Origin of the sequence: Streptomyces sp. NPDC020681 (assembly GCF_044334895.1) — a bacterium.
Classification (GTDB): domain Bacteria; phylum Actinomycetota; class Actinomycetes; order Streptomycetales; family Streptomycetaceae; genus Streptomyces.
Genome location: NZ_JBIRTX010000004.1, coordinates 269,207 through 289,982 on the forward strand (window position 1 = coordinate 269,207; position 20,776 = coordinate 289,982).

Here is a 20,776-nt window from a genome sequence, read left to right on the forward strand (position 1 = left end):
GCTCGGACCGGCCGCCGCCCAGGCAGGATCACCCCAGGTCGAACAGGTTCCGCCACCCCAACCGGTACCGCGTCCGGTCGTGCCGCTTCATCAGCTCGATCTCCGGGGCCCGGAACAGCGGCTTCACCGTGCACCGGGCTGCCGGTGAACCGACCCTGTCCAGCAGGCCGTTGACCGCCGCCCGCGCCGACGCGTTCGCGCCCTCCATCGTCGCCAGGTCGATGTCGACCGCGACATAGTCACCGGCCAGGAAGAAGTTCGGGATCGCCGTCGCGGCCTGCGGGCGGTTGTGGAAGGTGCCGACCGGGTGGATCAGCAGTTCGTCGTCGTTCGTCGGGTTCGGCGTGCCGAGTCCGTCCACGCCCGGGTCGAGGAACCACGAGTGCAGCGCGCTGTCCTTGAGCACGGTCTTGCCGGTGTCGTTGAGCGCCGCCTTCAGCTGTGCCCACACCTCACGCGCCACCTGCTCGCGGGTGCACTGTTTGGCGGTCTTGCCGTACAGGATGCCGGGGACGTCCCACTCGGAGATGTCCACCGACACGCAGTCCACCGCGATGCCGTCGCCGTAGTCGGCCGGGAAGTCGCGCGACGGCCAGTGTCCGGCCTGCTGAATCGCCGTCAGGGACCAGGGTGAGTCGATGCAGTTGAGATGGCCCTTCAGCAGCGGCGCGCTCTCGGTGAGATAGAACTGGATGCCCGTCATCCAGTCCGTCTCCAGCTTGTCGCAGCGCGCCAGTTGCGGGTCAGCCGCCCGCAGCTCGGAGCCCCAGGTCCGGCGCGCGTGCTCGACCGGCATCGCGGAGATGTAGTGGTCGGCGGTCACCGTGCGGCGAACGCCCTGCGGGTCCTCGATCAGCGTGGCGGCCACCCTTCCGCCGCCGTACTTCACCTCGCGTACCGTCCAGCCCACCCGGAACTCCACGCCGAGCGCCTTCAGATGCTCCACCCACGGGTCGATCCACGCCTCGTTGGTGGGCGCGTTGAGTATCCGGTCGAGAGGGCCGTCGGCCCCTCGGCCCAGAGCGTTGAAGACAAAGGCCTCCAGCAGTGTGGCGACCGTGCGGGTGCTGGCCTCCTCCGCCTTGGTGGCGACGATGTTCCTGGTCAGTCCGATGGCGAGGATGCGCTGGTAGTCGTAGCTCCTTCGCTCGGCCCCGATGAACTCCCACCACGGGGTGTCCTCCCAGGTGCCGTCGCGCCGCTCGTCGCAGCTGGTCAGGAAGACCAGTCCGCGATTGACGAAGTACGCCGCCTCATGCGCCGGGATGCCGTGCAGCGTCTCCAGCGCGGCGGTCAGCGCGCGGCGGATCTCGTCGAGCGTGAGCTCGGCGGGCTTGTGTCCGGGCCAGGGGAGCGGGATCCGCAGATCCTCCCGGCCGGTGCGGGTGAAGGACATCTCGGGCGGGGCGACCAGGTTGTCCCAGACGCCGTTGGCGTTTCCCGGGAACGGGATGCGGCGCATCGTGTCCGGGAGGTTGTGGTAGATGCCGGGGATGAAGCGGAAGCCGTGCTCCGCGGGTAACGGCCTCCGGGTGCCCTTGGCGCTGTTCGGTACGTCCATGCTGCGGGCCTTGCCGCCGAGCGCGCGGCGCTCGTAGACCGTGACCTTGAAGCCGCGTTCGGCCAGTTCGTGTGCGGCCGTGAGGCCGGCCACCCCGCCGCCGAGCACGGCGACCGACTGCGCGGCCCGTGTCCCGTCGACCGCGGCCCGGGCCGCCGGAGCGGCCGCGGCGGCCGGGACGGCGCCGGCCGCCGTGGCCAGTGCCGCAGTTCCGCCGGCCGCGGCCGCTCCGGCCACGAAGGTGCGTCGCGTGCTGCCCACCCGATCCATCCCCAACCCCTTACCGACGGTAACTGTCATGTACGGCGCAGGAGCTTACGGAGATCCCCGACGACCTGGAACCCACCCGTGGGCCCATTCGCCCAATGGCTGGAAAATGGATGCATGGCCAAACGCAGCTCCCGCTCCGGACGCACCCAGGCGCCCGCACTCACCGACGCCTCGCCGTGCCCCTGCGGGCTGCCCGCGTCCTACGGCGAGTGCTGCGGCCGCTTCCACACGGGAGCCCACGCCGCCCCCACCGCCGAACTGCTGATGCGCTCCCGCTACAGCGCGTTCGTGGCGCACGACACGGCCTATCTGCTGCGCACCTGGCACCCGGCCACCAGGCCGCGCCATCTGGAGCTCGACCCGGGAATGCACTGGACGAGCCTGGAGATCCTGGAGACCACGGACGGCAGCCCGTTCCACTCCTCCGGCACGGTCACCTTCCGCGTCCGCTTCCGCCACCACGGCAAGCGCGGCGCCATGCACGAACGCAGCAGGTTCGAGCGGCAGGACGGCGCCTGGGTCTATGTGGACGGCACGTTCCTGGAGTGATCTCCTCGGCCTCGCGCTCGCACATCGCTCCAGGTCCGGCGCGTGGAGGCGGTCTGTGCGGGTCAGGCCCCCGTGGTGGATCCGGGACGGACGATCATCAGCACCGTGACGGTCGCCCAGAGCAGGTTGAACAGTCCCGTGGACATCGCGAGCCGCGCGGAGGCGACCGAGCCGAGGTTCTCCAGGACAGCGCTCTGACCCGGCAGCACCAGCAGCCCCAGAATCCCGGCAGCCGCGACGGTGAGCACGATCGAGACGATCAGCCAGGTGTCGCCCAGCACATGCAGGCTGTTGGCGGTCGCCAGGCCGAAGACCGGCACCGCGACCCCGACGAGCGCGTAGACCCGGCAGATGCGGTGCAGATTGCGTACGGCCCCGATCGCCTGCTCGCTCTCGGGCTCGGCGGCGGCTCGCCGCGCGGCGGCCGGAAAGGCGCTGGCCGCGACGGTGACCGGGCCCACGGCGACGATCGCGGCCAGGACATGAACGATGAGCAGGAACTTGGTCATGCCGGCACCTCGTAAGGGGCGATGACGTCCGACGAGTCGAAGTCGTCGAACGGAACGAGCTGGGCGGGCATCCTGCACCAGTCCTTGTCTCGGGGAGTCTCGGGGAGTCTCAGGGACGGCGGCGCCGGTTGGGCCGCCGGGTCCGACGTTATGGAGTGCGGACGGTGGCGGAACAGTGGCGGTAATGCCTGCTTCCAACGGATTCTCGCCAGTGCCTCCCGCGATGCCGACGCGGCCGGAGAGGCAGGTCACAGCCGCTTGGCCGGAACTCGGGGAGCACTTACGTTATGGCCATGCACACCGTGGCCGTACTCGCTCTGGACGGCGTCATCCCCTTCGATCTGTCCACACCGCTCGAGGTGTTCGCCCGCACCCGGCTTCCCGACGGCCGCGCCGCCTACCGGGTCCGGGTCTGCGCACCGGCGGAAGAGGTCGACGCGGGTCTGTTCACGCTGCGCGCGCCATGGGGCCTGGACGCGCTCGCCGACGCGGACACGATCATCCTGCCCGGCTGCGCGGACCCGACGGTCCCGGTCCCGCCGGTGGCGCTCGACGCGCTGCGGGCGGCGGCCGTCCGCGGCACGCGCATCGCATCGATCTGTGCGGGAGCGTTCGTCCTCGCTGCCACCGGGCTGCTGGACGGGCGGCGGGCCACCACGCACTGGCTCGCCGCGGCCGCGCTCGCCGCGCTCCATCCCGAGATCGACGTGGACCCGGACGTGCTCTATGTCGACAACGGCCAGTTCCTGACCTCGGCCGGGGCCGCCGCCGGACTCGATCTGTGTCTGCACATGATCCGCGGCGACTACGGCTCCGCGGTCGCGGCGGACGCGGCCAGGCTCTCGGTGATGCCACTGGAACGCGAGGGCGGACAGGCGCAGTTCATCGTCCACGAACAGCCGCCGAGCCCGGACGGCGCGGCCCTGGAGCCGCTGCTGCGCTGGATGGAGGAGAACGCGGCGCGCGAACTGACGCTCGCCGAGATCGCGGCACGGGCCGGCATGTCGACCCGGACGCTCAACCGCCGCTTCCGCCAGCAGACGGGCACCACGCCGTTGCAGTGGCTGCACCGGGCGCGCATCCGGCAGGCGCAGCATCTGCTGGAGACGACGGCGCACGCGGTGGACCGGATCGCGTCGCAGGTCGGTTTCGGCTCACCGACCGCCTTCCGGGACCGCTTCAAGCGCCAGGTGGGGACGAGCCCGCACGCGTACCGCCGCGCATTCCGGGGAACGCCGGAGCCGCAACGGGTCTGACGACGCGCAGGGCGATCTGTCGCTCGCGCTCGCGGGAGCCGAGCTGATCGACCTGTCGACACCGGGAAGCGCCGTACGAGTCGGTCGGCGACCGGCTGCGGCGCGGGTGCCTGGGCGCCTGTCAGTACGTGGGGCCCGTCGTGATGATCAGCCCCGGGTTGTAGGCGGCCAGGATCTTGTTGGCCCGCGCCAGTGCCGACAGTGCGTGCTCCCGGTCGGCCCGGTCCTCGTTGCAGAGCGGCCCACGGAACCGATAGACCTCACGTATCGCGCAGTCCGCGTCGACCTCCGCCTGCAGGATGTCTATCGGCATGCAGGACCCGATCATCGCTGCCACACGGTCTGGGATCGGCACGGGGATGAGGGGCGACGCGGTCACGGTGTAGTCCTTCTCTGCTTCTCTCTCGGGTGCCGGCGGTCGGCTGCCCACCCCTCCATACGTACCGGACGAGTTTCCTCGTACGTCGGCGGGGATGTCTCTGTGCGGCAACCGTTTCGGATCGCCCGTTGATTTCTCATTACGCGGGAGTAAGTTGACTCCCGCGTCACTGCCGAGTCCCGTCAACTCCCCACCCGCGAGCCGCGAACAGGAGCCGACCATGGGTGTGCGCAAGGACCTCAAGAGGGCGAAGCAGCGCGGCGACCTCGCCGACCGCGCCCCGGCCGAACTGATCAGGGACGACGGGGTCGTACGTGAAGTGCGCACGGCGCGGCTCGCCCGGCCCGCGGCCTCCGGCAGCACCGCCGACATACCTTACGCGAACGCAGACGAGGCTCCCCAATCGGCCGTGCTGCGCCGAAAGGGCCGTGACGGACAGTGGCGGACCGTCACAGCCGCCGCCTTCGCGCGCGAAGTGACGGACGTCGCAAAGGGCTTGATCGCCACCGGGCTGGAGCCCGGCGGACGCGTCGCGATCATGTCGCGCACCCGCTACGAGTGGACCGTGCTCGACTTCGCCGTCTGGGCCGCCGGCGGCCAGAGCGTGCCGATCTACGCCACCTCCTCCCCGGACCAGATCGAATGGATCCTCCGCGACTCCGGCACGCACCGGCTGATCGCCGAGAACGACGAACTGGCGGAAACCGTGGCCGTGGCCGCGAACCGGCTGTCCGAGCCGCCGCGGGTGTGGCGCATCGACGCCGGCGCGCTGGACGAACTGACCGAACTGGGCCGGGATCTGCCCATCGAGGAAGTGGCCAAGCGGCGGGCCGCGCTCACCCCGGACACCATCGCCACCATCTGCTACACCTCCGGCACTACCGGCAGGCCCAAGGGCTGTGTGCTCACCCACGGCAATCTGCACGCCGAAGCGGCCAACACCGTGGAACTGCTCCACCCCGTGTTCCGTGCGGTCACCGGGCAGACGGCGTCGACACTGCTCTTTCTCCCGCTGGCGCACATCCTGGGCCGCACGCTCCAGATCGCCTGTCTGCTGGGGCGCATCGAACTCGGCCACTGCCCGAGCATCAAGCCCGATGAACTCCGTCCGGAGCTGCGGAAGTTCCGGCCGACCTTTCTGGTCGGCGTGCCGTATCTCTTCGAGAAGATCCATGACACGGGCCGGGCGACCGCGGAGAAGCTGGGCCGCGGTTCGTCGTTCGAGCGGGCCGACCGGATCGCCGTCCGGTTCGCCGAGGCCCATCTCGCCAAGTACCTCGGCACCGGCAAAGGCCCGGGCCCCGGACTCACCGCGGCCTGGGCGCTGTACGACCTGCTCGTCTACCGGCGCATCCGCAAGGAACTCGGCGGCCGGCTGCACTACGCGATCAGCGGTGGCTCCCCGCTGGACCGGCGGCTCAGCCTCTTCTTCTATGCCGCGGGCATCGTGATCTACGAGGGCTACGGCCTCACCGAGACCACCGCGGCCGCGACCATCTCCCCGCCGCTGTCGCCGCGCCCGGGCACGGTCGGCCGCCCCGTGCCCGGCACCGCCGTCCGTATCGCCGCCGACGGAGAGGTCCTGGTCAGCGGCGGCATCGTGTTCGGTTCGTACTGGAACAACCCGGCGGCCACCGGCGACGTGCTCGACGACGAGTGGTTCGCCACCGGCGATCTCGGCAGCCTCGACGAGGACGGCTATCTGACGATCACCGGACGGAAGAAGGACATCCTTGTCACCTCCGGCGGCAAGAACGTCGCGCCCGCCGTGCTGGAGGACCGGCTCCGCAGCCGCCCGCCGGTCGGCCAGTGCATCGTGGTCGGCGACAACCGTCCGTACATCGCCGCTCTGGTCACGCTGGAGCAGGACGCGGTCGAGCACTGGCTCGCCGTCCGCAAACGGCCGAAGGACACCCCGCTCGCCGAGCTGTGCGAGGACCCGGCGCTGATCGCCGAAGTGCAGCGCGCCGTCGACTACGCCAACGAGGCGGTCTCCAGGGCCGAGTCGATCCGCCGGTTCCGCGTCGTGGCAGGCGAATTCTCCGAGGAGAACGGGCTGCTGACACCGTCACTGAAGATCAAGCGCCATGCCGTGGCGCATGCGTACGCGGCGGAGATCGAGTCGCTCTACGACTAGGGCGCATATCGAGTCGTGATCAATGGGTGGTCCGGGTGAGGTCTTTGATCCGCCCGCGCGTCCTCGCCTTCACCGGGATCAACAACAACCTCTATTCTCAACGGCGTTACACCGATCGACCGGGCGGCAAGAGGCGGGGGAGTCATACCAGTATGAGCGGTGCGAATGGGGACGGGCGCGGCGAGCGAGAGACCCGGCGGGACGACCGCTTAGGCGGGGGCATCGAACCGCTCACCGCCTTGGACCCGGCGCGGATCGGGCCGTACCTGCTGCTCGGGCGGCTCGGTGCCGGTGGCATGGGGAGGGTGTTCCTCGCACGGTCCGACAGAGGGCGCACCGTCGCCGTGAAGGTGGTGCACGAGGAGCATGTGTCGGACGCGCGGTTCCGGGCGCGGTTCCGGCGGGAGATCGAGGCCGCGAGCCGGGTCGCCGAGCGGTACACGGCACCCGTGCTCGACGCCGGGCCCGACGAGGAGCCACCGTGGGTCGCCACCGGGTATGTGCCGGGTCTCTCGCTGGAGCAGGTCGTGCGGGGGTACGGCCCGTTGCCCGCAGAGTCCCTGCACACCCTCGCCGACGGGTTGCTGCGCGCCCTGGAGGACATCCATGACGCGGGGATCGTGCACCGCGACCTGAAGCCGTCGAACGTCATGCTGACCGTGGACGGGGTCAAGGTCATCGACTTCGGGATCGCGCGGGCCCTGGAGACCTCCGTCGAGTCGCTTCTGACCAGTACGGGGATGGTCATCGGCTCGCCCGGCTTCATGTCGCCGGAGCAGATCCGGGGACAGAGCGCCGAGCCCAAGAGCGATGTGTTCACCCTCGGGTGTGTGCTCACGTACGCGGCGACGGGGCGGCTGCCTTTCGGGCACGGGGCCAGCAACCAGCACGCGGTCATGTACCAGATCGTGCAGGACGAGCCGGATCTGGAGGGCGTCGAGGACCCCGCTGTGCGGGCGCTCATCACGCGGTGTCTGACCAAGGACCCCGGGCAACGGCCCGATGTGGGCGAGCTGCTGGCCGACCCGGAGCGGGCCCGGCCGTCGGCCGCCGGCAAGGCGTGGCTGCCCGCCGACGTCCTCGCGCGCATCGCGCAGCAGGCCGCCGAGCTGCTCGACGCCGAGGTACGGCCGCTGCGCGAGGAGTCCGTGGACCGGGCGACCGCGGACCTGCGCCCGCGGTCCGAGCGGCCCGTGGTCGTCGCGCCGGGCAGCGGCGGCGCCGAGCCGAAAGAGCGTGAACGCCGTCCGCGCCGCCGCCGCACCTTCATCGCCCTGCCCGTGGTCGTCGTCCTCACCGTCGGTGGGACCACGATGGTCGTGCTCCAGCCCTGGAGCAGCGATCGGGGCGGATCCCGCGCCCAGGGGCCGGGCAGCAGCGCGAGTCCCACGCCGGATGGCAGTAACTCGCCTGTGACGCCCAGCGGTTCACCGTCCAAGACGTCCGACGGGAAGGACAAGAAGGAAAAGGCTTCCGATGACGGCGAAGACGCCACGAACGGCGACAAGGTTGAGGGAGGCAACGGGAGCGCAGGGGCGGCCGGAGGGGACACGTCCGGCAGTGGCTCGTCCGACTCGGGTGACCCGTCCTCTGGTTCCTCCCCCTCGAGTTCCTCCGGTTCGTCTGCCGGCTCCCCGCCGCCCGACCTGAAGAGCTACAGACTCGACTACACGAATTCCTGCGTCGGAGCGTGCAACATGCCGATCAAGGCGAGCTGGACGGCGGTCTCCCGCGCGACCCGCTACGACATCCACTACACCAACAAGGGCAGCAACTTCACCGCGAAGAACGTCGACATCGTCTACTCCACCAGGAACACCAGCTACACGATCAACGGCCCGTACTCGGGCGACGAGATCTGCATCACCGTGCGCGCGGCCAACAAATACGGCGCCTCCGCCTGGGCGGAGACCTGGTGCGACACAGTGCCCTACTAGGACGCGTATCGAGCCGTGATCAATGGGCGGTCCGGGTGAGGTCTTTGATCCAGATCATCGAGGCGCGCAGGTGTATGCCGGCAAGGTAGCTGTCTGGGGTCTTGTCGTATCGGGTGGCGACGCCTCGCCATGCCTTGAGCTCGTCGTGCTCCCGCGACGCTGGGTTGTCGAACGCAGTCTGGCCTGGATGATGCATGCACGTCGGCATGCGCGGGACTACGAGCGGCTCGTCCAGCACTCGGAGACCCTGATCACTTGGGCCGCAATCACGCTCATGACCCGCTGTCTCACCCGGGGCAAGAAGACCCTGACGCCCCCAGCCACGCGAGCCGCCTGACCTGGGGTGCCGGTAAGAATCGTGTCACCAGCCGCAAACGTCAGTGATCAATCCTCGGACCTGGCAGGCCCAGGCAGTTCCGCCGTGTTGGTCGCCTCGGCGAGTGCGAGGCGATCGCTTGGGCGTCGGCACGCATCCGCGTCCACTCCACCGGGGCCGGTCAGGTCCCGCAAGGCGACCGGGTCCGAATGGCTGGAGCCCCGTGCTCACGCCACCCGACGCGACACCGGCGCCAGCAGTTCCGAGCCCGGACCAGGTACTTCGCGGCGCAATACCGGCCTAAGACGATGTGGGCAGTAGCTCCGCCATTCGGCCCCGGTTCGCTCGCGCGCCTTGCCGGACCGAGGTGTTGTTGACCGGATGCGTGCCGACGTCCAGCGCATGGGTGGCGTCGGGCCCTCAACCGGGAAGGACAAGACATGCACATATCTGCACCGACAGCGGGCCGTCGGCATCATGCCGCGGCCCTCGCCGCGGTGGTGATCTGCTCGACGGCATTTACGGGACCGGTTCACGCTCCGGCCGGTGGCGCGCCGTCCCCTTCCGCGCTCGCCCCGCAGCTGGACTGGAAACCCTGCGTCCAGGGCAGTCCGTTCGACTGCGCGACCGGGAAGGTCCCGCTCGACTACGACGACCCAGGTGGCCGCACCATCGAACTCGCCGTCGTCAAGCGGAAGGCCACCGGCCCCGGACAGCGCATCGGCACCTTGTTCTTCAACCCCGGCGGCCCCGGCGGCCCCGGAACGGTCCAGATGCCACAGAACTACGAGTCCTTCCCGCGCGAGGTGCGGGAGCGGTTCGACATCGTCAGCTGGGACCCCCGCGGCATCGGCAACAGCACCGCGGTGAACTGCTTCGCGAGTCCCGAGGAAGCCGCAGACTGGGATGCGAGCAAAGCGGCAGGCTTCCCGGTGGGAGAGAAGGAGCGGGCGGCCTTCGCCGCCGCGTACGAGGAACTGGGCCGGCGCTGTGAGCAGCGTGCCCCCGAGCTGCTGCGCCATGTGTCGACCGCCGAGAACGCTCGCGACCTCGACCAGCTTCGCAAGGCGGTGGGTGACCAGCAGCTCACCTACTACGGGATCTCTTACGGCACGTACCTGGGCGCCACCTACGCGAACCTTTTCCCCGGCAGGGTCCGCGCCATGGTCTTCGACGCCAACTGGGACCCGCGGGCCTGGACGAACAACGCCTCCGACGAGGCCCCCCAGACCACGTCGTTCCAGCGCTTGGGCTCCGGCCGCAGCGCCGCGGAGACCGTGAACCGGTTCCTCACGTTGTGCGGATCCGCGACGACCGCCCGCTGCGCGTTCTCCGCCGGCAACCCGAAGGCGACCCAGGACAAGTACGACCAGCTGCTGCAGCGGCTCCGAAAGGAGCCCGTGGGCTCGTGGACCTACGCCGGCACGGTGGCTAACGTGGTGAACAGCCTCTACGCCGTCCAGCTCGGGGGGACGGAACTCGCCGGCAGGCTGCAGGACCTGTGGCAGGGCCGCGTCCCGGAGCCGTCCCCCCTCCCGCCCCCGCCACCGGTCCCCAACCCGAATCCGTACCTGGGCGAGGAACAGAGCACCGCGGTCGTCTGCGGCGACAGCCCCAACCCGCGGGACCCCGGTGTGTACCACACCCTGGCAGAGGCCGCGGCCGCCCGTGCGGGGGACACCGGACGCTACTGGATTTGGGCCTCCGCGGGCTGTGCCTCCTGGCCGGCGGTCGCCGAGGACCGCTACCGCGGCCCATGGAACAAGCCGACGGCGAACCCCATCCTGGTGGTCGGGAACACCTACGACCCCTCCACTCCCCTGTCGGCCGCGCAGGCGTTGGCGAAGGAGCTGGCCAATGCCCGCCTGCTGACAAACGATGCAGTCGGGCACACGGCACTGCTCAACCCCAGCAGCTGCGTCAACGCTTATGCAAGCCGCTACCTCATCGACGGCGCCCTCCCGCCGGCCGGAACAATGTGCCGCCAGGACGCGCCTCCCTTCGCCGCACCCAAGCCGCGCGGCGGTGTGGACACCGGTGGGGGCGGGTTGGCCGTCGCCGCGCAGTAGGACGACACGCTGGCCGAGACCGGTTCGGGAACGACACCAACCCCACGCCGCCCGCGCCCGAGGCACCCGGCTCGGCCGCCCGCCGGCCATGACCGACGAACAGGTACGTCACGCCCGCGACCTGCTCGCCCGCCCGGCGAACACCGTCACCTCGATCGCGAAGCTCCTCGGAGTCTCCCGCAACACCATCTACAACCAGTGCCCGAACTGAAGGGCGGCCGTCTCGCGCTCGCCGAGTCGACCAACACGGCAGAACTGCCCCGACCCTCCAGGTCAAAGGACTGATCACCGCCGTTTGCGGCTGGTGACACGGGTCTTACCGGCACCCCGACCTGCGAGATCAGTCCTTACCTGCCCGGACCCCGCCACGAGGGCGAATCCCACGATGGATCACGACTCGATACGCGCCCTAGGGCGTGTCCGGCGATCTTGCCCAGCTCCAGGCCGTGCGTGCGGTGCCCGTCCACGCCGTGGCGGCTGCGGCCGGGCGCTGTCTGAGGATGTGTCGTTCGGCGGGCAGGTGCGGCTCCGTGTGCGGTTAATGGCGCACATCGAACGAGGACGAATGTGAGCCGCCACATCTCGGCGCCGAGTCAGGTCATGTCAATAGATCGGGCGTGGCCCGGGGCGAGGGCGCGCTCGCTCGGCACACACGAAAACGATTGCCGCGGGAGTGACGTGCGCATGTATGTTCGGGTGCTGATGCCCAATCGGGGCACCCAACGGGAGGCAACTCATGAATATCCGCAGGGCACTTCAGGGATTAGCTGCCGCGACGTCCGTGGCCGCTGTCTCGCTCCTTGGGGCTTCCCCCGCCTCCGCCTATCCGAATTGGCAGACAGTCGGCAGCACCAACAGCAACTGGCACTGCGGCACGACCAAACACCATCCGGCGTCGGACAACGTCAACATGCGCATGTGCATCGTCATGAACGCGAGCAAGGAGGCCCAGGCGGTTCTCGTCGTCGTCAACCATGCGAGCGTCGCCGTCAAGATCGAGGCGCCGGGCATCCACACCACATGGGGTGCCGGCGGCAGCTGCAACGAGTATCGCCTTGCGTCCGGGGTCCAGCGTGCGTGCTTCACCAACACGTGGCCGCTGGACTGTTCGCAGGACAACACGTATGCGGTGGAGTACCTCAAGATGAACGGCTTCACCGGCTCGGTGAGCCACCGGGTGACCACTCCCTGCTGACACCGGTGTCCGGCCTGCTGGGGATTCCCCGGCAGGCCGGGCGCGGGCGCACTCCCACAGCCGTCCGTCGAGTACGTCGAGACCCTGGCGGAATCTGCAAGCGAGGTTACGCACCGGCACGCAGCTGGAGTGCGCGCAGTACCACTTCGATCGCGAACCGCCGCTCAGGGTCGACGAGTTGATCGCCGAGAATGGACTCGAGACTGCGCATCCGGTAGCGGACGGTCTGCGGATGGACGTCGAGGAGTTCACCCATCTGTGCCGCCGTTCCCCTGGTGAGTTCCGTCCGATTCGCCCTCGCCGACTCCGAGTCCGTCCCCGGACCCGTCCCCGAGCGGCAGTCCGAGCGACGGCCCCTGCTCACCGGGCGGGAGCTGACAGCACCTCCGCCAGGTCGTACCGCACCGGCTCCTCCAGCTGCGCGTACGTACAGCTCGAGGGCTCGCGGTCCGGCCGCCAGCGGCGGAACTGCGCCGTGTGCCGGAACCGGTCGCCCTCCATGTGGTCATAGGCGACCTCGATCACCCGCTCCGGCCGCAGCGCCACCCAGGACAGGTCCTTCTTGCCCGTCCAGCGGCTCTGCGCGCCCGGCAGCCTGGCCCCCTCGTGCGCCGCCTCCTCGGCCCAGGCGGCCCAGGGGTGGCCGTCCGGCGGGTCCATCCGCAGCGGTTCCAGCTCCTCGATCAGTTCCTCGCGCTTCTTCATGGAGAAGGCCGCGCAGACCCCCACGTGCTGCAGCCCGCCCGATTCGTCGTACAGACCGAGGAGCAGCGAGCCGACGATCGGGCCGCTCTTGTGGAAGCGATAGCCCGCGACGACCGCATCGGCCGTCCTTTCATGCTTGATCTTGAACATCAGCCGGGCGTCCGGCCGGTACGGCAGATCCAGTGGCTTGGCGATGATCCCGTCGAGCCCGGCGCCTTCGTACTGCTCGAACCACTGCTGTGCCAGCGCGGCATCCGTGGTCGCGGGCGCGAGGTGGACAGGTGGCTGCGCGTCGCCGAGTGCCTCGGTCAGCAGGGAGCGCCGCTCGGCCAGCGGCGTGTCCAGCAGCGCCTGGTCGGCGAGGGCGAGCAGGTCGAAGGCGATGAAGCTGGCCGGTGTGTGCTCGGCGAGCATCCGCACCCGCGAGTCGGCCGGGTGGATGCGTTCGGTGAGCTTGTCGAAGTCGAGCCGGCCCTCGTGGGCGATGACGATCTCGCCGTCGACGACACAGCGGTCAGGGAGATTGGCCGCCAGATCGGCGACCAGCTCGGGGAAGTAGCGGGTGAGCGGCTTGCCCGTACGGCTGCCGATCACCACCTCGTCGCCGTCCCGGTGCACGATCGCGCGGAAGCCGTCCCACTTGGCCTCGTACTGCATGCCGGGCGGGATCTTCTTCACGGACTTGGCGAGCATCGGCTTCACGGGCGGCATCACCGGCAGATCCATGAAGCGATTGTCCGGCATGCACGGCGGCTCGGCACGGCCTACGCTGACGGGCATGGCCGGAGCGGTGGAACTGGAAGTCGGAGAGCGGACCGTACGCGTGTCCAATCCGGACAAGGTCTACTTCCCGGAGCACGGCTACACCAAGCTGGACATGGTCCAGTACTACCTCGCCGTCGGCGACGGAATCACCCGTGCTCTGCGGAACCGTCCCACCACGCTGGAGCGCTACCCCGATGGGGTGACCGGCGAGTCGTTCTTCCAGAAGCGCGCGCCCAAGTATCTGCCCGACTGGATTCCGACGGCGCACATCACCTTCCCGAGCGGCCGGTCCGCCGACGAGATGTGCCCGACCGAACCGGCGGCCGTCCTGTGGGCCGCCAACCTCGGAGCCGTCACCTTCCATCCGTGGCCGGTCCGCCGCGACGACACCGACCATCCGGACGAACTGCGCATTGACCTCGACCCGCAGCCCGGCACCGACTACGCCGACGCCGTGCGCGCCGCGCACGAACTGCGTGCCGTCCTCGACGAGGCCGGTCTGCGCGGCTGGCCCAAGACGTCCGGCGGACGCGGCATCCATGTCTTTGTGCCGATCGAACCGAACTGGACGTTCACCCAGGTCAGGCGGGCGGCCATCGCCGTCGGCCGGCAGCTGGAGGGCCGTATGCCGGACCGGGTGACCATCAAGTGGTGGAAGGAGGAGCGCGGCGAGCGGATCTTCGTCGACTACAACCAGACCGCCCGGGACCGCACCATCGCCTCCGCCTACTCCGTCCGCCCGCGCCCGCACGCTCCGGTCTCCGCTCCGCTGCGCTGGGAGGAGATCGACGACGCGAGGCCGCAGGACTTCGACATCAAGACGATGCCCGGCCGGTACGCCGAGGTCGGCGACGTCCACGCGGACATGGACGAGCACCGCTTCAGCCTGGAGACCCTGCTGGAGATGGCCCGCAAGGACGAGGCCGAGCACGGCCTGGGCGACCTGCCGTATCCGCCGGAGTATCCGAAGATGCCGGGCGAGCCCAAGCGGGTGCAGCCGAGCCGCGCCAAGAAGACCGACTGACGACGGCCCGCATCCCATGCGCGGGATACGGGCCGTCGCGGGTGTGCCAGGGAGCTACAACTCCTGGATGCGGATGTTGCGGTAGGAGATCACATCCGTGGTGCCGTGGACCTGGAGCCCGACATAGCCCGAGGAGTAACGGCGGCCGTCCGTGCCCGGGTCGTCGCCCCGGGGCGGGACGAACGCCTGGCCGCCGGCGTTCTCGAACTCATTGATCAGGACACCGTTGCGGTAGACCGAGTAGTGCTGGCCCACCACCCGGATCTCGTAGTCGTTCCAGGTGCCCTTCGGTGTGACGCCGGCGCCGCCGAGTCCGACGCGGTCGAATCCGTAGATCGAGCCGGTCTTGTACATGTCGCCGTCCGGCCGGTCCAGGACCTGGACCTCATGGCCGTACTTGATGGCGACCCACTCGGGACGCGGCTCCTCGGGGTTGTCGTGGACGTACGGGAAGCGGACGAAGACACCGCTGTTGGCGTTGCCGGCGCCCGGCGCGTCGTCCCGCCACTGCAGCTTGAGCGAGAAGTCGCCGTACTGCCGCTGCGGGAACCACAGCATCCCGAGGCCGCCCTTGGTGGTGCCGCTGGTCATCGACCCGTCGGCGTTGAGTCCGAACGAACCGCCGCCCACGTGCTGCCACTTGGCGAACGACGATGCCGTGCCGTCGAACAGATCGCGGTAGCCGGCGTTCTGGCCCGGCTTGCCGATGCCGGACTGCTTGGCCGCCTTGTAGATCTTGTTGAACTCGCGCTGGTCGATCACACCGTCCGCGAGCAGCTTGTCGAGCACCTTGTCCACGTGCTTGAGGAACAGCGCGTGCGAGGACCAGTCCTTCTCGTCCTCGATCAGCTCGTTGATGGTGCAGCGGGAGCGGCTGATGCGGTTGGGCACACCGGTGTCGACCGTGCCGACGATCACCGTCAACCGCTCGTCCCACTCGGGGCAGTTGGGCGCCGGAACCCCGCCGCCTTCGGCGACCGTGAAGGACACCTTCTGGGCCGCGGAGGTGTTGCCCGCCTTGTCCGTCGCCCGGTGCAGGACGGTGTGGAAGCCCACCCGGTCGACGACAACGGCGGCGGTGTACGCGAGATACGGACCGCCGTCGAGCGAGTACTCCACCTTGTCGACGCCGGAGCCCTCGTCCGTCGCGGTCACCGTCACCTTGGCGCTGCCGATGAACGCGTCGTCGGAGTTCTTCACGCCGGTGACTCCGACGTCGGTCACCGGCGGTGTCTTGTCCTCGGTCGGCGGCGCGACGACGGTGAAGTCCACGGACTTCTCCGCGGCCGCGTTACCGGCCTTGTCGGTCGCCTTGAAGCGGACCTTGTGCGTGCCGAGCTCGTGCACCATCACCGGGGCCGTGTACGGCTGCCAGGCGCCGCTCGCACCGATCGCGTACTCGATGGTGTTGACGCCGGATCCGGTGTCGGACGCGGTCACGGTGACCGTGGCCATGCCCAGATACTGGCCCTGCTCGTTCTTCTCACCACTGACCGTCGCCGAGGTCTCCGGCGGCGTCTTGTCGTCCGTCGGCGGCGGGACGACCGTGAAGTCGGCCGCCTTGTCCACGGCGATGTTCCCGGCCTTGTCGATGGCCCGGTAGCGGATCTTGTGCGTGCCGACCTCGTTGACCACGACCGGAGTGGTGTACGCCTGCCAGGCTCCTTCGGCCCCGACCGCGTACTCGATCTTGTCCACTCCGGAGCCCTCGTCGGTCGCCGACACCGTGACGGTGGCCTGGCCGACGTACGCGCCGTCGGCGTTCTTGTCGCCGTCGACCTTCACCGCCGTGTCCGGCGGGGTGGTGTCCTCGCCGCTGCCTTCGGTGACCGTCAGGATGCCCTGCATCGAGCCGTGGCCGGGGATGGTGCAGTGGAAGCGGTAACGGCCCGGTGTGAGCGTGACCTCGGCGGTGTGCTTGCCGCCCTGGGCGTCACTCGGATTGGCCAGGATGTTCAGCGGTACGTCGTTGTTGTACTCGGGGTCCGAGACGTCGAAGGTCAGCGTGTGCGGCATACCGGTGGTGTTGCCGGTCGCCGCGCTGTTCTCGAACACGATCGTCGTCGGGCCCGCCTCCGCCGTGCTCGGGAAGGTGAGATAGCGGTCGATCGGATCGCCGGCCGTCCAGGTCAGCACCTGAGCGGCCGCCCGTTCGGCGGTCTGGCCGTACGCGACCGCCGACATCAGTCCGAGGACCATCGCCACGGCGGCCAGCAAGGCGGTCCACACACTCGCCGTTCTGTGTCTCACGAGACTCATGCCTCTCACTGCGCCGCCTTCCGTGCCAGCTTGTCGGCGGACGGCGTCGGCTCGCCGCCCTTGTACGTGACGCGCCACAGCGCCGACTTGGGGTCGGAGGTGAAGAAGCCGCGCCCGTAGTCGAGGACATAGAGCGAGCCGTCCGGCGCGAACTTCCAGTCCATGAGGTTGCGGATACCGGTGTTGCCGACCGGGATGATCTTCTTCAGGGTTTCGGCGTGCACCGGAATCCCGCCCTTTCCGACGGTCTTCGGGTCGGTCAGCACCGCGTGCCGCGGCTGGTCGCCGTCGTAGAAGTCGCCGACGAACCACTTGCCGTCCCAGTACGACGGCCACTTCTCGGCGCTGGTGTTCGCCGGGTCGAAGCGGTAGACCGGGCCGTTCATGGTCGCCTGGCCGCCGCCCTTGAGCCACGGCATCAGCAGCTTCTGCTCCTCCGTCTTGTAGCTCGGGATGCCGTTGGCGTCGCGCGGATAGTCCACGCCGCCGCCCTGCGGCGAGTACCAGATGGTGTTGGAGGTGATCGGCGGCAGATTCACCAGGCCGTCGTTGTTCGGCGACTCGTTCTTCGGCGCGTCGCAGTTGTACCAGCCGAGCGGCTGGCTCGGATCGGGCAGATTGCGGTCCCGGTAGGGCTGCTTGTTGCCCATGCAGTACGGCCAGCCGTGGTTGCCCGGCTTGGTGATCGCCGCGAAGGTGTCGTACTTGGCCGGGCCCCAGGTCGTCGAGGGTGCGCCGGCGTCCGGGCCGACCCAGCCCGCGTAGAGGATGTCAGTCGACTTGTCGATGAAGATGCGCGCCGGGTTGCGTACGCCCATCACATAGATCTCGCCCCGGGTCTTGCCGCCGCCCTCGTCCGGCTCCTGGCCGGTGAAGAGGTTTCCGGCCGGGAGCGTGTACGTGCCGTCGTCCTCCGGGTGGATCCGCAGGATCTTGCCGTTGAGGTTGTTGGTGTTGCCGGCCGTGCGGCGCGCGTCGGCGAAGGAGACGCCCTTGAAGTTGGGCTGCGGGTTGTTGCCGGAGTAACCGCTGCTGAAACCGGAGGAGTTGTTGTCACCGGTGGCGATGTAGAGGTTCTGCTTCGAGTCCCAGGCCATGCCGCCGCCCGCGTGGCAGCAGCTGTGGATCTGCACCGGCCACTTGAGCAGCACCTTCTCGGACGCCAGGTCCAGCTTGTTGGCGGCGAGATCGAAGGTGAAGCGGGAGACGCGGCGCTCGGCCATATGCGTCTCGCGGTTGATCTGCGAGTGGGGTGTGTAGTGCAGATACACCCAGCCGTTGGTCATGAAGTCGGGGTCCAGCTCGATGCCGAGCAGCCCTTCCTCGACCTTGGTCAGCTCGTCGCCGCCACCCTTGTTCCCGAAGATGGTGAGCGCCGCTGCGAGCGTCACCTTCTTGGTCTTCGGGTCGTAGACATGAACCTCGCCCAGGCCCTTGCCGATGTCGGGGTTGTTCCAGTCGGTGACCACGGGCTTGCTGGAGTCCGCGCCACCGCGGCCGATGTAGAGAATGCGTCCGTCCGGGGCGGTGACCAGGCCGTGCGGCTCGCCGATCTGGTCGTTCTGGCCCGGCTGGTTGGGCTGGGTGACCCGCTCCGCCGTGTAGTTGGCGTCGATGGTCGCCTTGCAGTCGGCGCGCGAGAGACGGGTCGTCCACGCGAGAGCGCCGCGCAGATGGTCACGGAAGTCGGTCTCGGCGAAGCTGTCGACCGTACCGCCCATGCCCGTGTAGAAGGAGCGGCCGCCGTCGTAGTCACGGCACCAGGAGACCGGGTGGTCCCAGCCGTTGGCGCCCGCGGGCGGCGTGTAGGAGTTCTCCTTGACGCGGGCCACGGTGTGCACGGTGCCGGATGGGTTCACCGACCAGTTGAACCATTTGTCGGGCCGCTTCCACTGGAGGGGAAGGGACTTGGTGGCCGGATGCTGACGGTCGCCGACCTCCACGACGGCGCGCTGCACAGCGCTCGCGGCGCCCTTGGGACGCGCTCCGATCAGCCCGGTGAACCAGTCGGAGTACGGCTCGGTGCGGGCCGCGTCATGGATGCCGACGAAGCCGCCGCCGGCCTCCAGATAGGACTCGAGCCCGGCCTCCTGCTCCGGGTCGAGCACATCGCCGCCGCCGGTCAGAAAGACGACCGCGTTGAACTTTCCGAGCCTGGTGGCATTGGTGAACACGGAGGCGTCGTCCGTGGCTTCGGTGTTGAAGCGGCCCGCGGTGGGGCCGGTCAGTCCGATGCTCTCGATCGCCGCGATTCCGGCGTCGACGGTCGGCGACTCCTCGGTGGCCGAGGCATGGAAGACGAGAACCTTCACCTTCGCGCTGCCGGGAGGAGACGGTAACGACAACGTTGTCTCGGGCGGCTCCGGATAGGTCCTGGCCGAGGCGACATCGCTGACGCCGATCAAGGACGCGGTCAGTGCACCGACCCCAAGGGCCGCCGCCAGACGGCTTCTTCGTGATCTCGACCTGTGATGTGGTGCGCGCTGCATGGGTCACCCACCCCTCTTTGGTCACAACAACAGCCTCGGAAACTAGACCTCTTTTCGCGGTTCGCCAATAGTTGTGACCTCAATGGCACGAACTTTGTCCTGGGTGTGGATAAACGAAGATCACCCGGCTACCGTGTGGCCGGTTCCCTGGGGTCCCATGAGCCCCGTCAATCTCCGTACCAGACTGGGGAGTTCGGCATGGTGGACGGCATGGACAGGCGGAGCTTCAGTCGGCGGCTGCTGGCTGGAGGCGCAGTGGCGGCCACGGGAGTGACATCGTTGTCCCTCGCCGCCGCCCCGAGTGCGACCAGCGCGACCACGGCGGAAGGCGCACCGAAGACTGCCCCGGCCGGCGGACAGGTACGCCATCTCAAGCTGTACGCCGAGAAGCTGGCGGACGGTCAGATGGGCTACGGCCTGGAGAAGGGCAAGGCGTCGATCCCGGGCCCGCTGATCGAGCTGATCGAAGGCGACACGCTGCACATCGAGTTCGAGAACACCATGGACGTGCCGGTCAGCCTGCACGCGCACGGAGTCGACTACGACATCGCCAACGACGGCACCAAGCTGAGCAAGAGCCATGTCGAACCCGGCGACACCCGCACCTACACCTGGCGCACGCACCTCCCGGGCAGGCGGGCGGACGGCACCTGGCGGCCGGGCAGCGCGGGTTACTGGCACTACCACGACCATGTGGTGGGCACGGACCACGGCACGGGCGGCATCCGCAAGGGGCTGTACGGTCCGGTCGTGGTCCGCAGGAAGGCCGACATTCTGCCGGACAAGCAGTTCACGATCGTCTTCAACGACATGACCATCAACAACAAACCGGCCACCGCAAGCCCCAACTTTCAGGCGACGGTGGGTGATCGCGTCGAGATCATCATGATCACGCACGGCGAGTTCTACCACACGTTCCATATGCACGGTCACCGCTGGGCGGACAACAGAACGGGCCTGCTGGAGGGCCCGGCCGACGTCAGCCGGGTGATCGACAACAAGATCACGGGCCCGGCGGACTCGTTCGGCTTCCAGATCATCGCGGGCGAGAGCGTGGGCGCGGGGGCGTGGATGTACCACTGCCATGTGCAGAGCCACTCCGACATGGGGATGGCGGGCCTGTTCCTGGTGGCGAAGCCGGACGGCACGATCCCGGGATATGAGCCGCACCATCCGGCGGCGGACGCGAAGTCGGCGGCGAAGGCGGGCGGGCACAGCCACTAGGTCCTGTCCGGCCCATCATGCCGGGCCCGCGTGCCCTTGCGCCTCGGCGGTATCACGCCATTCTGGCCCCGTGCCGGGGTGCTGCACAGGCGCACCCCGGCCGACGCGGCGATCTCGACGCTGTCCCTGCCC

16 protein-coding genes and 2 pseudogenes are annotated in these 20,776 nt (G+C 69.0%); 10 read left to right on the plus strand and 8 right to left on the minus strand.

Annotated features, from left to right (window positions below):
- Positions 1-28 precede the first annotated feature (28 nt).
- Positions 29-1,831 (minus strand): FAD-dependent oxidoreductase, encoded by a 1,803-nt coding sequence (locus ACH4YL_RS11375; RefSeq protein ID WP_398507028.1) that lies wholly within the window; start codon positions 1,829-1,831, stop codon positions 29-31.
- A 114-nt stretch (positions 1,832-1,945) separates the two neighbouring features.
- On the opposite strand from ACH4YL_RS11375, the gene ACH4YL_RS11380 reads away from it, so the two are divergent.
- Positions 1,946-2,380, plus strand: coding sequence for a YchJ family protein (locus ACH4YL_RS11380; RefSeq protein WP_398507029.1), 435 nt, complete (start codon positions 1,946-1,948; stop codon positions 2,378-2,380).
- A gap of 62 nt (positions 2,381-2,442) precedes the next feature.
- Here the strand turns inward: ACH4YL_RS11380 and ACH4YL_RS11385 are convergent, their stop codons facing one another.
- Positions 2,443-2,889: a hypothetical protein gene (locus ACH4YL_RS11385; RefSeq protein ID WP_398507030.1), complete on the minus strand. Its 447-nt coding sequence runs from the start codon at positions 2,887-2,889 to the stop codon at positions 2,443-2,445.
- A gap of 293 nt (positions 2,890-3,182) precedes the next feature.
- On the opposite strand from ACH4YL_RS11385, the gene ACH4YL_RS11390 reads away from it, so the two are divergent.
- Complete coding sequence (locus ACH4YL_RS11390) at positions 3,183-4,145, plus strand: GlxA family transcriptional regulator (protein ID WP_398507031.1); 963 nt, start codon at positions 3,183-3,185, stop codon at positions 4,143-4,145.
- Positions 4,146-4,266: 121 nt separating this feature from the next.
- On the opposite strand, the gene ACH4YL_RS11395 is transcribed toward ACH4YL_RS11390, so the two are convergent.
- Positions 4,267-4,524, minus strand: coding sequence for a hypothetical protein (locus ACH4YL_RS11395; protein WP_398507032.1), 258 nt, complete (start codon positions 4,522-4,524; stop codon positions 4,267-4,269).
- A 220-nt stretch (positions 4,525-4,744) separates the two neighbouring features.
- Between ACH4YL_RS11395 and ACH4YL_RS11400 the strand changes: the two genes are divergently transcribed.
- Together ACH4YL_RS11400 and ACH4YL_RS11405 are read left to right on the plus strand one after the other, a co-directional pair.
- The gene (locus tag ACH4YL_RS11400) at positions 4,745-6,661 is read left to right on the plus strand and encodes an AMP-dependent synthetase/ligase (protein WP_398507033.1); all 1,917 of its coding nucleotides are present in this window, start codon (positions 4,745-4,747) and stop codon (positions 6,659-6,661) included.
- Between the two features lie 152 nt (positions 6,662-6,813).
- The gene (locus tag ACH4YL_RS11405) at positions 6,814-8,598 is read left to right on the plus strand and encodes a protein kinase (protein ID WP_398507034.1); all 1,785 of its coding nucleotides are present in this window, start codon (positions 6,814-6,816) and stop codon (positions 8,596-8,598) included.
- 19 nt (positions 8,599-8,617) lie between these two features.
- Here the strand turns inward: ACH4YL_RS11405 and ACH4YL_RS11410 are convergent, their stop codons facing one another.
- The gene (locus tag ACH4YL_RS11410; protein ID WP_398507348.1) at positions 8,618-8,836 is read right to left on the minus strand and encodes a hypothetical protein; all 219 of its coding nucleotides are present in this window, start codon (positions 8,834-8,836) and stop codon (positions 8,618-8,620) included.
- Between ACH4YL_RS11410 and ACH4YL_RS11415 the strand changes: the two are divergent.
- The 4 genes and pseudogenes from ACH4YL_RS11415 to ACH4YL_RS11430 all read left to right on the plus strand — a co-directional run.
- Positions 8,741-8,935, plus strand: a pseudogene (locus ACH4YL_RS11415) (hypothetical protein); the annotation flags it as partial. The gene ACH4YL_RS11410 and the pseudogene ACH4YL_RS11415 sit on opposite strands and share 96 nt — an antisense overlap.
- Positions 8,936-9,354: 419 nt before the next feature.
- Positions 9,355-10,983, plus strand: coding sequence for an alpha/beta hydrolase (locus tag ACH4YL_RS11420; RefSeq protein WP_398507035.1), 1,629 nt, complete (start codon positions 9,355-9,357; stop codon positions 10,981-10,983).
- An 88-nt stretch (positions 10,984-11,071) separates the two neighbouring features.
- Positions 11,072-11,194, plus strand: coding sequence for a helix-turn-helix domain-containing protein (locus tag ACH4YL_RS11425; protein WP_398507036.1), 123 nt, complete (start codon positions 11,072-11,074; stop codon positions 11,192-11,194).
- A gap of 525 nt (positions 11,195-11,719) precedes the next feature.
- Entirely contained in the window at positions 11,720-12,178 is a 459-nt protein-coding gene (locus ACH4YL_RS11430; protein ID WP_398507037.1) for a hypothetical protein, read from the plus strand.
- Positions 12,179-12,284: 106 nt separating this feature from the next.
- On the opposite strand, the pseudogene ACH4YL_RS11435 reads toward ACH4YL_RS11430, so the two are convergent.
- Together ACH4YL_RS11435 and ACH4YL_RS11440 are read right to left on the minus strand one after the other, a co-directional pair.
- Positions 12,285-12,455 (minus strand): annotated as a pseudogene (locus tag ACH4YL_RS11435) (helix-turn-helix domain-containing protein); the annotation flags it as partial.
- 83 nt (positions 12,456-12,538) lie between these two features.
- Positions 12,539-13,609, minus strand: coding sequence for an ATP-dependent DNA ligase (locus ACH4YL_RS11440; protein ID WP_398507038.1), 1,071 nt, complete (start codon positions 13,607-13,609; stop codon positions 12,539-12,541).
- Between the two features lie 52 nt (positions 13,610-13,661).
- Between ACH4YL_RS11440 and ligD the strand changes: the two genes are divergently transcribed.
- On the plus strand, positions 13,662-14,672 hold the full coding sequence (ligD, locus tag ACH4YL_RS11445; RefSeq protein WP_398507039.1) for a non-homologous end-joining DNA ligase: 1,011 nt from the start codon (positions 13,662-13,664) through the stop codon (positions 14,670-14,672).
- A gap of 54 nt (positions 14,673-14,726) precedes the next feature.
- Here the strand turns inward: ligD and ACH4YL_RS11450 are convergent, their stop codons facing one another.
- Positions 14,727-16,931, minus strand: a complete 2,205-nt coding sequence (locus ACH4YL_RS11450) for an OmpL47-type beta-barrel domain-containing protein (protein ID WP_398507040.1) — start codon at positions 16,929-16,931, stop codon at positions 14,727-14,729.
- A 5-nt stretch (positions 16,932-16,936) separates the two neighbouring features.
- Positions 16,937-19,420, minus strand: coding sequence for a ThuA domain-containing protein (locus ACH4YL_RS11455; protein WP_398507041.1), 2,484 nt, complete (start codon positions 19,418-19,420; stop codon positions 16,937-16,939).
- A gap of 210 nt (positions 19,421-19,630) precedes the next feature.
- On the opposite strand from ACH4YL_RS11455, the gene ACH4YL_RS11460 reads away from it, so the two are divergent.
- The gene (locus ACH4YL_RS11460) at positions 19,631-20,644 is read left to right on the plus strand and encodes a multicopper oxidase domain-containing protein (RefSeq protein ID WP_398507042.1); all 1,014 of its coding nucleotides are present in this window, start codon (positions 19,631-19,633) and stop codon (positions 20,642-20,644) included.
- Positions 20,645-20,776: the final 132 nt, after the last annotated feature.

What these genes read in the sequence shown, in the direction of transcription:
- ACH4YL_RS11375 (WP_398507028.1), bottom strand. Translation starts at nt 1,831, where the DNA reads ATGGATCGGGTGGGCAGCACGCGACGCACCTTCGTGGCCGGAGCGGCC.
- ACH4YL_RS11380 (WP_398507029.1), top strand. Translation starts at nt 1,946, where the DNA reads ATGGCCAAACGCAGCTCCCGCTCCGGACGCACCCAGGCGCCCGCACTC.
- ACH4YL_RS11385 (WP_398507030.1), bottom strand. Translation starts at nt 2,889, where the DNA reads ATGACCAAGTTCCTGCTCATCGTTCATGTCCTGGCCGCGATCGTCGCC.
- ACH4YL_RS11390 (WP_398507031.1), top strand. Translation starts at nt 3,183, where the DNA reads ATGCACACCGTGGCCGTACTCGCTCTGGACGGCGTCATCCCCTTCGAT.
- ACH4YL_RS11400 (WP_398507033.1), top strand. Translation starts at nt 4,745, where the DNA reads ATGGGTGTGCGCAAGGACCTCAAGAGGGCGAAGCAGCGCGGCGACCTC.
- ACH4YL_RS11405 (WP_398507034.1), top strand. Translation starts at nt 6,814, where the DNA reads ATGAGCGGTGCGAATGGGGACGGGCGCGGCGAGCGAGAGACCCGGCGG.
- ACH4YL_RS11420 (WP_398507035.1), top strand. Translation starts at nt 9,355, where the DNA reads ATGCACATATCTGCACCGACAGCGGGCCGTCGGCATCATGCCGCGGCC.
- ACH4YL_RS11425 (WP_398507036.1), top strand. Translation starts at nt 11,072, where the DNA reads ATGACCGACGAACAGGTACGTCACGCCCGCGACCTGCTCGCCCGCCCG.
- ACH4YL_RS11430 (WP_398507037.1), top strand. Translation starts at nt 11,720, where the DNA reads ATGAATATCCGCAGGGCACTTCAGGGATTAGCTGCCGCGACGTCCGTG.
- ACH4YL_RS11440 (WP_398507038.1), bottom strand. Translation starts at nt 13,609, where the DNA reads ATGGATCTGCCGGTGATGCCGCCCGTGAAGCCGATGCTCGCCAAGTCC.
- ligD (WP_398507039.1), top strand. Translation starts at nt 13,662, where the DNA reads ATGGCCGGAGCGGTGGAACTGGAAGTCGGAGAGCGGACCGTACGCGTG.
- ACH4YL_RS11450 (WP_398507040.1), bottom strand. Translation starts at nt 16,931, where the DNA reads ATGAGTCTCGTGAGACACAGAACGGCGAGTGTGTGGACCGCCTTGCTG.
- ACH4YL_RS11455 (WP_398507041.1), bottom strand. Translation starts at nt 19,420, where the DNA reads ATGCAGCGCGCACCACATCACAGGTCGAGATCACGAAGAAGCCGTCTG.
- ACH4YL_RS11460 (WP_398507042.1), top strand. Translation starts at nt 19,631, where the DNA reads ATGGACAGGCGGAGCTTCAGTCGGCGGCTGCTGGCTGGAGGCGCAGTG.